Raw genomic sequence first — 14,453 nt, 5'->3', positions numbered from 1 at the left:
TCAATTCCTAGCTGCGCGGTGGACGAGATTCGCCACGTTCGCCACGTGGACGGGAATCGCCACTGCGTGGACGAGAGTCACCGCTGCGTGGACGAGAGTCACCACTGCGTGGACGAGAGTCACCGCCGCGTGGACGAGAGTCGCCATTGCGTGGGCGAGATGGACGCTTTCCGCCAAAACCGGAACCGGAACCGAAGCCACCTTTTCCTTTTGGAGGCAGCTTTTTCTTCCCTACACGAAGAGGAGCCTCTTCAGTCAGGCGAATAGGAGTTGTATCCGGCTCTTTGGTCAACAGCTTGAGTGCTGCGGATACCAGCGTTACGGAATCAACATCCTCCAGCAATTGTTCTGCCAATGTTTTGTAAGCAGACAGATCATCTCTGCCAGACGTTTCCAGGATTTTGTCTACCGTCATTTTTTGTTGACCTTCCAGAGCTTCTGCCATCGAAGGAACGGCATGACGCTCCATGCGACGCTTGGTCGTACGCTCAATCAGACGCAGATGGTCGATTTCACGGGAAGTGACAAACGTGATTGCCAGACCTGTTTTACCGGCACGTCCTGTTCTACCGATACGGTGAACGTAGCTTTCGGAGTCCTGTGGAATGTCGAAGTTGAATACGTGCGTAACACCGCTGATATCCAGACCGCGGGCTGCAACGTCAGTCGCAACTAATACTTCGATTGTACCTTCCTTGAACTTGCGCAGTACGCTGTCGCGTTTTGCCTGGTTTAAGTCTCCGTGGATACCCTCTGCTCCATAACCGCGCTTGGTCAGCGCTTCGGACAGCTCATCCACTCTGCGTTTGGTTCTACCGAATACGATAGCCAGCTCAGGCGAATGAATATCCAGCAAACGGCACAGAACATCGAATTTTTGTCTTTCTGCTACTTCCATATATTGCTGCTCGATGTTTGGTACGGTTACTTCTTTTGCTTTCACTTGAATGATAGTTGGTTCGCTCATGAACTGCTGAGCGATTTCCTGGATCGCTCTTGGCATCGTCGCCGAGAAGAGCAATGTTTGACGATTGGTAGGAACCTCTTTCAAGATTTCCTTGATATCGTCGATGAAGCCCATGTTCAGCATTTCATCCGCTTCATCCAAGATTACCATCTCAATCGCATCGAGACGAATCGTTCTTCTTCTCATGTGGTCCATGAAACGACCAGGTGTTGCCACGATGATTTGCGGGCGTTTTTTTAACGCCTTGATTTGACGCGTGATGTCTTGACCACCGTAGATTGGCAGGGCAGAGATGTTTTTAAATTGGGCAATTTTATTAATCTCTTCTGCCACCTGAACAGCCAGCTCACGAGTAGGGGTCAGTACAACCCCTTGAATGTTGCCGTTGGTTTCGTCCAAGCGCTCAACCAGTGGAATACCAAATGCAGCCGTTTTACCAGTACCTGTTTGTGCCTGACCGATTAGGTCACGGCCTTGCAGTGCTACAGGAACCGTTTGATCCTGAATAGCTGTAGCCTCTTCGAAGCCCATGTTGCTCAACGCTCTAACAATGGAGTGGTGTAAGCCAAAATCATTAAAAGTCGCCAATGAATGTCAGTCTCCTTTATCAATACCTTCATCTATAAAATTCTCAAAAAAAAGGGCACTATTCCTTACGATCCGGAACATGCCCTTTTATCCCGATTGTACGTAGCGCCCTAAAGAACATAGCTGTAATCGTACCATGCAATGCCTGAAAAAGCAAACTGCATATATACCCAAATTTCCTAATTGTGTTCTGCTACCGTCTTTAAAAAATAATAAAGCAGCCCAGAATCAGGCTGCTTGTCTGTTATCGAATTATTTTACCCATTTGTTGTAAAGCTCATCAAACATTCCTTGTAGTTTCATCTCGTCCATCCACAGATCCAAGTAGTTGGCGAAGATGGTGTCTCCGCGATGAATCATGTACGCTTTTTCACTCTTGGTGAACGGGTTGTCGGTCAGAGCTGGGTACAGACGGGAATCTGCTTTGGAATATACAATCGCTTCCAGCGTATCCGTGATCATTACATCGTACTTTCCGCTCGCTACCAGACCAGGAATGTCGAGGTTGTTTTGTTCAACCGTCACAGTTGCTTTTGTCAGATGCTCACGAACGAATTTTTCGTTGGTACCACCTGGATTCACACCAATGCGTACCTCTGGCTTGTTGATGTCTGCTACACTCTTGTACTTGTCCTTGTCTTCTTTGCGGATGAGTGGAGCTTTACCGAACTGAATGTAAGGATCGCTCATGTGTGCTTTTTTCTGACGGTCTGTGTTGCGCGTAACGCCTCCAACAGCAATATCGAATTTATTTGCCAAGAGATCGTCCATCAGTTTCGGCCAAGAGGTTTGGACAAAGCGCGCCTCTACTCCCAAGCTTTTTGCGAATTCCTTCATCGCGTCGATATCGTAACCTTCGAATTCGTTCGTTTTTGGATTCAAATATGTAAACGGTTTGTAGTCACCTGGAGTACCTACGAGGATGTAGCCTCTCGCAATGATTTCGTCCAAACGAGACTCAAACTTCTTCGTTTGTGGTTTTTTAGCTGCTTCAACAGCTACGGTTTGGACAGGCTTAAGTGCCGTTGCAGCAAAAGCACCTGTTCCTCCTGTCATGAGCATTGTTGCAGCGAGTGTGCTCGCCAAGATTGTTTTTGTAATTTTTTTCATCTGGTTTCTCCTCCTGTTAAACGGTAATGAATTTACTATTAGAAACAAACTCCATCATCCCCTAATGGCATCCCCCCTTTCAAAGAAAAGGCCTTACAACTTTTCGAGTCGCCTCTTACACAGTAAACCTGCGTATTCCTTGCTGTAATTCTTCTGCCACTGCGTTCAACCGCTCGACAGACTGGTCAATTTCCTGGATGGCTTGAAGTTGCTCTTCGGTTGCCCTTGCCACTGTTTGTGCATCGAGTGAAGCATGTTTCGCGATGTTATGCATTTCATCCACAGAAGCACTCACCTGCTCCGAGCCTGCTGACATTTGTTCTGATGCTGCGGATACTTCCAAAATGTGGGCGGCAACGTTACGAGACGATTCCAAAATATGCCCGAAGATTTCGCGAACCTCTTCGACCAGTTGCATACCTTGCTGTGCGTTTTGGTTACCCTCGGTCATGACCTCTACCGCGTGACGAGTATCCTGCTGGATTTCCCCGATTAGCATCGCGATTTTGGATGCAGATTCCTCGGATTGGTTCGCCAGTTTTTTCACCTCTCCGGCAACTACTGCAAACCCACGTCCATGCTCGCCAGCACGTGCTGCCTCGATCGAAGCATTCAACGCAAGCAAGTTGATTTGCGAGGTCAACTGACTTATCGTATCGAGAATGCCTTCGATTTCTTTGGAGCGATTGTTTAGCTGCTCGATGGCTACTGTTGCCTTCGATGTCCCCTCGCCAATGCTTCCCATCTGGCGAACGGCCTGCTCTACCACGGCAGTCCCTTGCTCAGCCTGCTCTGTTGCTATCTGGGCAGCCTCAGAAACATGTGCCGACGTCTCCGCGATTTTCACGATGCCTGCGGCCATGTCATTCATAGACAACGCGACATCCTGCGAGCTGGTTGCCTGCGCCTCTGCTCCCTCAGAAATTTGTGCAATAGACAAGCCAATCTGGTTGATGTTTTCCGTCGCTTGTTTAATGCCTTCCGATACTTCCTGACTAAAACGCTGTACTTGATCAGACGACAGAGATACGTCTTCGATCAAATTTTTCAAGTGCGATACCGTCTGGTTAAAGTCACGTGACAGAACCGCAATCTCGTCTCTTCCGTCAACTGTTACTGTCTCTTTCAAATTCCCCTGAGCCACTACATTTACAGCGTGATTCAGACGCTCAATTGGTTTCACCATGCGTACCGCCAAGAAATAAACGAGGACAACCCCAATAGCCAACACGATGAGGGAAATGACCATCAATCGGGCCGATAGTTGGTCGACAGGAGCATGCAGCTCAGCTACAGGTGCCGTAATGTATACGCCCCAGTTCAAATTGGTAGGAGCATAGGACGCAAATCGCTCTGTATTTTTGTATCTGTATTGGGCGATTCCATGATTCCCTTTCTTGATATCTTCGAAGGCCGTTTGCAGTTCGAGAATACCCATGTTGAGAATCGATTCCTTCAGAATGTACTCACTCGTTGGGTGATAAATAAATGTTCCTGTTTTACTTACTAAAAAGGCGTAGCCAGATTGGCCGAACGTCTCTTGGGATACTTTTTCCTGGATGTCATCGATTGGGATAGTGGAACCGATATAACCGTATTGGCGATTGTCTTTCATGACTGGAACGACAAGCGTCACGATGTTATTCCCTGTCCGCTTCGAAACCACAGGCTCGGAGACAACAACCTTCCCTTCCCCTTTGCTAGCTTCCTTAATATGCGGACGATCCGAGATATCGGTCACTTCACCCTTGAAATTGATCACTTTCTTTCCGGTTAAATCATGCGAAAAGAAGAATGTCTCAAACTCGGGGTTTTTCTTTTGGGCTGCTTGAATGAGCTTCAGGTCGTATTCGACATTGTTATCAGCCGACATCAATCCTCCCACCGCTCTTACAATCTCAATTTTTTCCTGAAAGAAACCATCAATACGAATCGAGAGGTTGCTAGCTGACAACTCAGCTTCTTTGTCCAGACTGTCTGCCAATAGATTGGAAGCACTCCAATAGCTTGCACCGCAAACCGTGCCCAAACTTATGACCAACAACAGGCACAAAACGATAATTAGCTTATTCTTCAAACTATTTTTCATACCGAACCACTTCTCCCTTCTCTTCTTTCAACAAAAAAAAGACTGCCCACCGACAGCCCATCATGACCACGGTATGGCAACCCGGCTGTCCTAGCTGCGAAAATCATTGACTTTCGTCCTTAGACCCGTGGCTTTGCGTCCCTGCCTTTCAACAGGTTTGCCTTTGTCATTCCTTGTTGTTTTTTCAATGAAAGTCCACTTTTTTTCAATCTCACCTTTCATTTCCCATAACTTTCCGCTAATAAACCTCAAAATGGAAAAAAAGCTGACAACCTTTTACAGCTGTCAGCTTTTTGTCAAACTTTTTGATTAGCTTAATCCGATCACTTGCCCATCCTCGTCTACATATAACGATTCCGCGGCCGGCTTTTTCGGGAGGCCTGGCATCGTAACCAAGCTTCCGGTCAGTGCCACGATAAAACCAGCTCCTGCTGATATGCGCACTTCACTCACTTGGATCGTGAAGTCAACAGGTGCCCCCAACAGATCAGCACGATCTGTAAAGGAATATGGTGTTTTCGCCATGCACACAGGCAGATGAGACATGCCCATTTCTTCTATTTTTTGCATCGTTTTCAACGCGAGTGGCGTAAAGACAACCCCTGATCCACGGTATACTTCTTTCACGACCGTCTCAATCTTGTCTTTTATGCTGAGATCTTCCTCATACAAGAATCGGAAGGAGGAAGGCCGTTCTGCTGCACGAGTCACTTTTTCAGCCAGCTCGACACCGCCTGCTCCTCCTTCTGCCCATACCTTGGAGAGCGCCGCCTCGGCTCCAGCAGCTTGGCACAGCGCAATGACGGCATCGATCTCTGCCTGGGTATCCGTCGCAAAATGATTGATCGCAACCACTGCTGGCACACCGAACTTCTGCAAGTTTTCCAGATGTCGCTTGACGTTTTCGAAGCCTTTTTCTAGAGCAGACAAGTTCTCCACTGCCAGGTCAGGTACTTTTACCCCGCCGTTGAATTTCAAGGAGCGAACCGTAATGACCACGACAGCAGCCGATGGTGTCAGGCCTGCTTTTCTGCACTTGATGTCAAAAAACTTCTCTGCTCCCAGATCAGCACCAAAGCCCGCCTCTGTTACGACGTAATCCGCCAGCTTCAAGGCCATCTTGGTTCCGATCACGCTGCTGCACCCATGCGCGATATTGGCAAAAGGCCCGCCGTGAATAATGACCGGTGTCCCCTCGATTGTCTGTACGAGGTTGGGCTTGATCGCTTCCTTCAAGAGAACGCACATCGCCTCAACAGCGTTGATTTCTTCTGCCCGTACAGGCTGATCATCGAAATCGTAGCCAATAATGATATGGTTCAACCGCTCGCGCAAGTCTGCCAGATTCTCGCTCAGGCATAAAATCGCCATGATTTCCGAGGCGGTCGTAATCATGAAGCCATCCTCACGCGTCATCCCATTGCCGTCACCCATGCCGACCACAATGTTGCGTAGAGCGCGGTCATTCATGTCCATCGCCCGTTTCCAAACGATTTTCTTTGGATTGAGCCCGCGCGGATTGCCATGGAAAATATGATTGTCGATCATCGCTGCCAACAAGTTATGTGCAGCTGTAATCGCATGAATGTCCCCTGTAAAATGCAGGTTAATTTCATCTGCCGGGAGAATTTGTGCCTGGCCGCTTCCGGTTGCGCCTCCTTTGATCCCCATGCAAGGACCCAAGGACGGCTCGCGAAGCGCTGCAATTGTTTTCTTCCCGAGATAATTTAATGATTGTGACAGACCAATCGTCGTGAGCGTCTTGCCTGCTCCCGCCGGATTGGGGTTCATCGCTGTAACAAGAATCAGTTTGCCATCTGGGCGATCCTTCACTTGCTCCCATAGTTCATCTGATAGTTTGGCCTTATACTTTCCGTATAGCTCCAAATGCTGTTCATCGATACCTGCACTCTTGGCAATTTCAACAATAGACTTCATTTTTGCCTCCCTGCCACACCAGAATATAATGCACCAGTTACCAATCTTCTACATTCTGCATCATCGTCCTTAATCCTTTCCTCTTCGACACATTACGCAAAAGAAAAAGCCCACATTCCGACAAACGTTCAGAATGCAGGCTCTCTTCTATTTCCCGAAAATTTTTCCCGGATTCAAAATGCCGTTCGGGTCCAGCACATGCTTCATCGCTTGCATGACATCCAGTGCTTCTCCGTGTTCCTTGCGCTGGTATTTGATTTTCCCTACACCCACACCATGCTCTCCTGTGCAGGTTCCTCCCCGACTCAATGCGTATTCGACCAGATGGGCATTTACTTCCTCAGCACGCGCCACTTCTTCGGGGTCATTTAGGTCGATCATCAGGATCGCGTGATAATTCCCATCCCCGACATGCCCTGCAATCGCTCCATCCAGCCCAGCACGATCAATGGCTTGTCGCGCGTCCACGACAGCTCCTGCCAGCTCGGATATTGGCAAGCAAACATCTGTCACCATCAGCTTTTTCCCAGGAGATTTGTGTAGGAAAGCATACGCCAGGTTATGACGAGCATCCCAGAGCTGTAAGCGCGCCTTCGAATCGGTTTCAAAAAGGAACTGGGTGCAGCCATGTCCATCGGCGATGTTCTGAGCAAAGTCAATATCATACGCAAGCCCTTGTTCACTGCCGTGGAACTCGATAAACAGCGTTGGTGCTTCCGGGTAGCTCGTTTCCTTGTAAAGATTCACTTGTTGGATGGAACGTTCATCAACCAGCTCGATTCGCGCTACCTGGATACCTGCACCGAGAATATCCACGACGGTGTCGACGGCATCCTGTACAGAAGGGAAGCTGGCACGCGCCGCCGTTGTCGCTTCAGGGATGCCGTAGACACGCAAGGTCAGCTCTGTGAATACACCAAGGGTTCCCTCCGACCCGACAAACAACCCGGTAAGATGGTAGCCTGAGGAGGATTTGGCTGTCATACTCCCAGTACGGATGATACGTCCATCCGCCGTCACCACTTCCAGATCGCGAACCTGATCACGCATCACGCCATAGCGGACAGAAGTCGTTCCACTGGCGTTTGTAGCTGCCATTCCACCCAAAGTCGCGTCCGCGCCAGGATCGACGGAGAAAAACAATCCATGCTTTTTCAATTCTTTATTGAGCTGGGTACGCGTCACACCAGGCTGGACTCTCACAAGGAAATCCTTCGGTCGCACCTGGAGCACTTGGTTCATCAAGGAAAAATCCATGCTGATTCCGCCCGCATAAGGAATCGCGTGCCCTTCCAGACTGGTCCCCATGCCAAACGGCGTTACCGCAATACGTTTTTCATTGGCCAGCTTCATGATTTGACTGACTTCCTCTGCCGTCTGCGGAAACACGACTACATCTGGAAGATGCGGGGTATGGTACGATTCATCATGACTGTGGTGCTCCAGCATAGTGAGGTTGGTCGATACTCGTTCTTCCCCCAGTAGTCCCACTAACGCTTGCTTGTAATCCACGTTGGTTCCCCCTCCGTTACTTGCTCAAGTTGACAAGGAATAAGCTGATTTCAGGAATATAGGTGATGAGCATCAAATCGACGATCATGATGACCAAAAACGGGATCACCGCTCGCTCAATCTCCGTATTCTGGAGCTTCGCAATATTTCCTGCTACCAACAAATTGATCCCAACTGGTGGCGTCAGCATACCGATAGCGGAGTTGACGACCATGATCACCCCGAATAGCACCGGATCAATGCCCAAAGAATTCGTGATCGGCAGCAGGATTGGCGTCAGGAGAATGATCGTAACCGCCGTTTCCATAAACGTCCCCAAAATGAGCAGTAAGATGTTAATAATGAGCAATGTGATGATCGTGCTGTCGGTAATCCCCAGCATGAATTGCGCGATTTCCTGCGGGATATTTTCCCTCGTCATCAGATAACCAAAAGCATTGGCGGTCGCGATAATGAGCATAATGACCGCTGTCATACTGGCAGAGCCCGCGAATATTTCCCCCAAATCCCTCCACTTGATCTCCCGGTAGACAAAAAGCCCGATAACGAGACCGTAAATCACAGCGACAACCGCTGCTTCCGTCGGAGTAAAGATGGCTCCGTATATACCGCCAAGAATAATGATCGGCATGAGTATCGCCAAAATGGCGTCCTTGAATGCCTCCCATATCTCTTTGGACGTATGCTTCTCTCCGCCACCCCAGCCGTTTTTCTTACTGATCCAATACGAGTACAGAATCAGCGAGATCGCCACGAGAATACCTGGCCCAATCCCAGCAATAAACAAGTCGCTAATCGAGGCGCTCGCTGCTACCCCGTATAAAACCATCGGCACGCTCGGAGGAATCATGACGCCGATCGTTCCGCCTGTTGCATGCAAGGCCGCAGAAAACCGGACATTATACCCTTTTTTGACCATGTGCGGGATCAAAATTCCCCCTACGGCTGCCGTTGTCGCGGCAGAAGAACCCGATATCGCTGCAAAAAAGGTACACCCCATGACCGCCACGATAGCCAGTCCTCCTGGCAGATTCCCGACAATCGTATTCGCAAAACGAATCAGCCTGGCCGAGATTCCGCCTGTTTCCATCAGCTTTCCTGCCAAGAGGAAGAACGGGATCGCCATCAGTGGGAAGGAATCTGTCCCGTTGAACATTTTTTGAATGACAACCAGAAGAGGGATGTTCCCCTCCAGCATAAACACGACAACGACGGATAACCCCAGTGCCACCCCAATCGGTACGTTTAAGATCAGGAGCACCAACAGTGTTAAAAACAAAATCGTACCCACAATCTGGTCACTCCTTCCCGGTAATGTCTTTCCAAGTCACATGGATCACGTTCATGATGAGTAAGGCACCGCTGATTGGAATCACCATGTATACATAGCCCATGGGAACGAGTAGAGTGGGTGAGGTTTGTGTCATACTTCTCGCTGATAACAAGTAGCCTTGCTGAACCATGACGAGAAAGAAGATCAAACTACACAAAGCGGCAATAACCAGCACCACCTTGTTCATGTGAGGCGACAAGTACTTTTGAATGTATTCCGTACCGATGTGTGCTTTGATCGACATCGCGTACGCTGATCCCAGAAACGTGATCCAGATTAGCAGATACCGAGCCAATTCCTCCGTCCAGGCCAAGGGCTGGTCGAGCAAAAAACGGAATAGCACCTGCAAGAAGACAGCGATCACCATAATAGCCAGAAGAGCAATGATGAAAAAACGAAGGATGCTGTTTACTTTGGAAACAAGGTTGCCCACACATAATCTCCTTTCGCAGGAAAAAGGGGAGAAAAGCCAGAGTGGCTCGTCTCCCTTCTGCCGTTTATTTCGTATTCACAATTTGATCCACCAGCTCTTTGCCAAACTGACCGGAAAACTTATCATAAACAGGCTTCATCGCATCGCGGAAAGCTTGCTTATCAACGTCCTCGGTAATGACTACCCCTTTTGCTTTGATATTGGAGATTGCCTCTTCTTCCATCTTGATCATCAACTCACGCTCGTACTGACCCGCTTTTTTGGCTTCTTCGGCAAGAAGCTGCTGGACATCTGCCGGGAGCTTATCCCATACAGGCTTGCTGAACAAGATCATTGCCGCTGAGTAGACATGCCCGGTCAAGGCCATTTGCGTTTGCTTTGATTCATATAACTTGTAGGTCTGTGCGACAATCGCCGGATTTTCCTGGGCATCGACGACTCCTTGTTGCAGCGCCGTCAGCGCTTCTGTCCAAGCCATTGGCGTCGGCTTCGCTCCCAATGCTTCGAATGCAGCCAGATGGATCGGATTTTCCTGCGTCCGTATCTTTAGCCCAGCCACATCCTCTGGCTTCTTGATCACCTTCGAACCGTTCGTAATATGGCGGAAGCCGTTTTCAGCCCACGCCAGCCCGACCAGATTGGCGTTTTCCAAATCCTTGAGAATGTCCTGCCCGACTTGTCCGTCGAGTAACTTGTACGCCTGCTCACGACTATCAAACAAGAACGGGAGATCCAACACGCCCAGCTTCGGATGGAAGTTCATCACAGGCGCAGTCGAGGTAATCGACATATCCGCCGTTCCAAAGGTCAGCGCCTCTGTCAATTCACGCTCCGCTCCTAGCTGGCTCAGCGGATACACTTCGATTTTCACTTTTCCGTTTGAGCGCTTGTCGACATCCTCAGCCATTTTTTTCAATGCCAAATGGTATGGGTGATCCTCCGTCAGCGAATGCCCTGCTTTGAACACATAGCTTTGGCCGTCACTTTTCGGTGCTTCTGTCCCCCCAGCTTGTCCCGCAGGCGGGGCAGTCTGTTGACCGCCTCCTCCTCCGCACGCCGCCAGAAATAAAGACACAGACATGATGCTAGCTAGCACGAAGCTCCACTTCTTCCGAAACATGCGATAGTACCCCCTGTTGTTCCTTTTTTTTTAAATAATATGAAAATTTAGTTCATTTTACTAAATCCCTCTGCCACCGTCTACATTCATGACCTCACCCGTGACAATTTTGGATAGGTCAGAAGCCAAATAGAGAGCTGCCTGCGCGATATCTTCCGGCTGAATCAACATGCCTAATGGAACACTGTTGATGAAAATATCTTTTTTCCCGGCCTCTACTTCGGCTTCATCTCCATTGATAAACTTACCCAGCATCGGTGTCTCTGCCGGTCCTGGATTGATGACATTGACCCGGATTTGAAAAGGGGCGAGCTCAATCGCCAGTGCCTTGCTCAACATGATAGCGGCACCCTTGGACGCGCAGTACGCATTCAGCCCCGGACGGGCTCTGATCCCGGCAATCGAAGCGATGTTGATGATGCTGCCTTTCCCCTTCTCCTTCATGTGGGGAACCGCATGCCTTGTCGTCAAAAAAATCGACTTCGTGTTCACAGACATGATCCGATCCCACTGCTCCAAGGTCAGCTCCTCAATGGGTGTAAATGCTTGGGGAACACCCGCGCAGTTGACCAGGACATCTATCGAACCATAAGCTTCGAGCGTTTCCTTCACGAGTGCAACGACGCTCTGATCATCTGCCACATCCGTTTGCACCGCATGACCTTTACCTTTTGGCAGCTCTTGAGCGACCGCTACTGCCGCCTCTTTGTTCAAATCAGCCAGGATGACGTTGGCTCCCTCGTCCGCAAAAAGCTTCGCAATGGCCTTGCCCATTCCTGACGCGGCCCCTGTTACAATCGCCGTTTTTCCTTGCAAAAGTTGCCCGCTCATAGGTTGATCACCACCATTCGCTCTTCCGTCATCTCTTCCACCGCGTAACGCGGGCCTTCCTTGCCCAGTCCGCTGTTTTTGACTCCGCCGTATGGCATGACGTCATTGCGATAGGTCGATACGTCGTTGATCACCACGCCACCGTATTCCAGCACGCGTGCCGCTTTCATCGCAATGTTCAAATCACGGGTAAAAATCCCCGCCTGCAAGCCGTACTCCGAATCATTGGCTTGTGTAAAAGCATCTTCAAGATCACTGTACGGAATGATCGTGACGACGGGCGCGAACACTTCCCGGCAAACCACCTTCATCTCTGGCCTTGTATCCACCAACACAGCCGGATAGAAGAGAGCCCCTTCCCGTTTGACAGGCAAGAGCGACCTTGCCCCTTGGCTAATCGCTTCCTGTACCCATTCCTCTGTACGGCTCGCTTCTTTTTCACTGATCATCGGTCCTACATCCGTCTCCGGGTCTTCCGGGTTCCCTACCTTCAATTGATGGACATGCGAGATATACAGGTCACTGAACGCCTGCATTACCGATTCATGCACGTAAATACGCTGGACAGCAATGCACGCCTGACCAGCATTGTGAAAGCTGCGGGCGGCTGTTTGACGGGCTGCCAGCTCCAAATCTGCATCGAGGTGTACGATATTGGGAGAGTTGTTGCCCAGCTCCAGCGCAACGGGACGCATGCCACTTCGCTCCTTGATGTGGCGACCGACTTCTCCTGACCCGGTAAAGGTGTACATGGCGATGCGCTCTTCATCCAGCAGCCATTCCCCTACCTGACTGCCTGCCCCCGTCACGATATTTACATAGCCTTTTGGCAAGCCCGCTTCCTCCAAAATCTCTACCAATAGAAAAGTTGCAATCGGCGTCACCGTTGCCGGCTTGAGCACTAGTGTATTTCCTGCTGCCAGCGCTGGCGCGATCTTGTGCGTGCTGAGCAGCAAAGGATAGTTAAACGGCGTAATGGCACCAATCACTCCCTTTGGCACCCGAATGGTAAAGCCCAGACGGTTTTCAGAGCCTTCTGTTGCTTGCAGCGGGATCATTTCTCCATGAATTTTCTTGGCTTCCTCTGCCGACAAGCGCAGCGTATTAATCGTCCGATCCAGCTCATTCATCGCGTCCTTGCGCGTTTTGCCCACTTCGCGAATCAAGGATCGCTCCATCTCATCCCTGCGCTCCTCCATCAGTTCAGAGGCTTTCAACAAGATTTTATAGCGTTGAAAAGGAGTCAATTTGTCTGCTTTAAACGTCTCCCACGCAGCTTCCACCGCTTCTGTTACATGCTGCTGGCAGGCCTTGGAAATACGCGCAATGCACTCGCCTGTATATTTGTGCAGGACGGGAATGTAGCTCTCGGTTTTCACCCATTCTCCGCCGATATACAAATCATACGATCTCGCTTCCATGTCCTCTTCCTCCCTTTATTTATCTGGCTCCTTGATATATGTGGCGAACGATTTCGTCTCCCAATTCTTTTGTGGTCGCCGTCCCCCCGAGATCGGGAGTGAGCACCTTGCCATCTTGCAACACGTTTTCGATGGCGTTCATAATGACAGCACTGAGCTCTGGCAAATCGAGATGATCCATCATCATGGCGAGGCTCCATACTTGTGCGATCGGATTGGCGATGCCTTTGCCCGCGATATCTGGCGCAGATCCGTGAATCGGCTCAAACATCGACGGATACGTGCGTTCCGGATTGATGTTCGCGGAAGGAGCCAAGCCCAAACCACCGACTATCGCCGCCCCGAGATCAGTCAAAATGTCCCCAAACAAGTTGCTTGCGACAACGACGTCAAACGTTTCTGGTCGCGTGATGAAATAGGCAGCAAGTGCGTCGATATGATACAGATTCGTCTGTATCTCTGGATACTCTTTACTGACCTCCTTGACGATCTCATCCCAGAACGGCATGGAATGGTTGATGCCGTTGGACTTCGTAGCAGCCGTCACGCTCTTTTTCGAACGTTTTTCCGCCAGTGAGTAAGCGTATTTGAGGATGCGCTCTGTGCCGTACCGGGTAAATACGTTGTTTTGCACCGCCATTTCGTACGGTGTACCCTGATGCATGCGCCCGCCCATATTGGAGTACTCACCCTCTGTATTCTCTCGCACCACGACGAAATCGAGATCGGCGTGCCCCTTATAGCGAAGAGGGCTTTCCAGACCTTTGAGCAGCTTGACCGGGCGAAGGTTCACATACTGCTGGAATGCCCGGCGGATCGGCAAAATCAATTCCCACACAGAGACATGGTCAGGAACCTCGGGCGCACCAATCGCACCAAGCAAAATCAAATCATAGTCTTTTAAAATAGATAGTCCATTCTCCGGCATCATTTTGCCGTGTTGGAGATAGTAGCTACAGTTCCAATCCATGACATCACGAGCAAACCGAATACCGCCGTGACTCTCTTCTATGGCTCCTAACACCTTCAGGCCCTCTTCCATGACCTCGGGACCGATTCCGTCTCCTGGAATAACTGCAATGGAATAGTGAAGCAACAGTCTCCCTCCTAA

General features: G+C 49.9%; 11 protein-coding genes and 1 riboswitch. All 11 genes read right to left on the bottom strand.

From position 1 onward, the window contains the following. Positions 1-7: 7 nt before the first annotated feature. Positions 8-1,555, bottom strand: a complete 1,548-nt coding sequence (gene cshA / locus C7R93_RS14940) for a degradosome RNA helicase CshA (protein ID WP_106839560.1) — start codon at positions 1,553-1,555, stop codon at positions 8-10. Positions 1,556-1,807: 252 nt separating this feature from the next. After that, positions 1,808-2,665, bottom strand: a complete 858-nt coding sequence (locus tag C7R93_RS14935) for a transporter substrate-binding domain-containing protein (protein WP_106839559.1) — start codon at positions 2,663-2,665, stop codon at positions 1,808-1,810. Between the two features lie 115 nt (positions 2,666-2,780). Next, on the bottom strand, positions 2,781-4,754 hold the full coding sequence (locus tag C7R93_RS14930) for a methyl-accepting chemotaxis protein (protein WP_106839558.1): 1,974 nt from the start codon (positions 4,752-4,754) through the stop codon (positions 2,781-2,783). 72 nt (positions 4,755-4,826) lie between these two features. Beyond that, a riboswitch (cyclic di-GMP riboswitch) is annotated at positions 4,827-4,926 on the bottom strand. A 137-nt stretch (positions 4,927-5,063) separates the two neighbouring features. Beyond that, positions 5,064-6,692, bottom strand: coding sequence for a formate--tetrahydrofolate ligase (locus C7R93_RS14925; RefSeq protein WP_106839557.1), 1,629 nt, complete (start codon positions 6,690-6,692; stop codon positions 5,064-5,066). Positions 6,693-6,839: 147 nt separating this feature from the next. Beyond that, entirely contained in the window at positions 6,840-8,204 is a 1,365-nt protein-coding gene (locus C7R93_RS14920; RefSeq protein WP_106839556.1) for an FAD-binding oxidoreductase, read from the bottom strand. Between the two features lie 16 nt (positions 8,205-8,220). Continuing rightward, positions 8,221-9,495 (bottom strand): TRAP transporter large permease, encoded by a 1,275-nt coding sequence (locus tag C7R93_RS14915; protein ID WP_106839555.1) that lies wholly within the window; start codon positions 9,493-9,495, stop codon positions 8,221-8,223. Positions 9,496-9,502: 7 nt separating this feature from the next. After that, positions 9,503-9,970, bottom strand: a complete 468-nt coding sequence (locus C7R93_RS14910; RefSeq protein WP_106839554.1) for a TRAP transporter small permease — start codon at positions 9,968-9,970, stop codon at positions 9,503-9,505. Positions 9,971-10,034: 64 nt separating this feature from the next. Then, positions 10,035-11,090 (bottom strand): TRAP transporter substrate-binding protein, encoded by a 1,056-nt coding sequence (locus C7R93_RS14905; RefSeq protein WP_106839553.1) that lies wholly within the window; start codon positions 11,088-11,090, stop codon positions 10,035-10,037. A gap of 60 nt (positions 11,091-11,150) precedes the next feature. Beyond that, positions 11,151-11,921: an SDR family oxidoreductase gene (locus C7R93_RS14900; protein WP_106839552.1), complete on the bottom strand. Its 771-nt coding sequence runs from the start codon at positions 11,919-11,921 to the stop codon at positions 11,151-11,153. After that, on the bottom strand, positions 11,918-13,342 hold the full coding sequence (locus C7R93_RS14895) for an aldehyde dehydrogenase family protein (RefSeq protein WP_106839551.1): 1,425 nt from the start codon (positions 13,340-13,342) through the stop codon (positions 11,918-11,920). The genes C7R93_RS14900 and C7R93_RS14895 overlap by 4 nt, the downstream gene beginning before the upstream one ends. Before the next feature lie 19 nt (positions 13,343-13,361). Beyond that, positions 13,362-14,438, bottom strand: a complete 1,077-nt coding sequence (locus C7R93_RS14890; RefSeq protein WP_106839550.1) for a tartrate dehydrogenase — start codon at positions 14,436-14,438, stop codon at positions 13,362-13,364. Between the last annotated feature and the right edge of the window lie 15 nt (positions 14,439-14,453).

This window comes from Brevibacillus fortis, assembly GCF_003013395.1.
Classification (GTDB): domain Bacteria; phylum Bacillota; class Bacilli; order Brevibacillales; family Brevibacillaceae; genus Brevibacillus; species Brevibacillus fortis.
The sequence above is the reverse complement of the archived record's forward strand: the minus strand, read 5'-3'. Positions and strand labels throughout refer to the sequence as shown.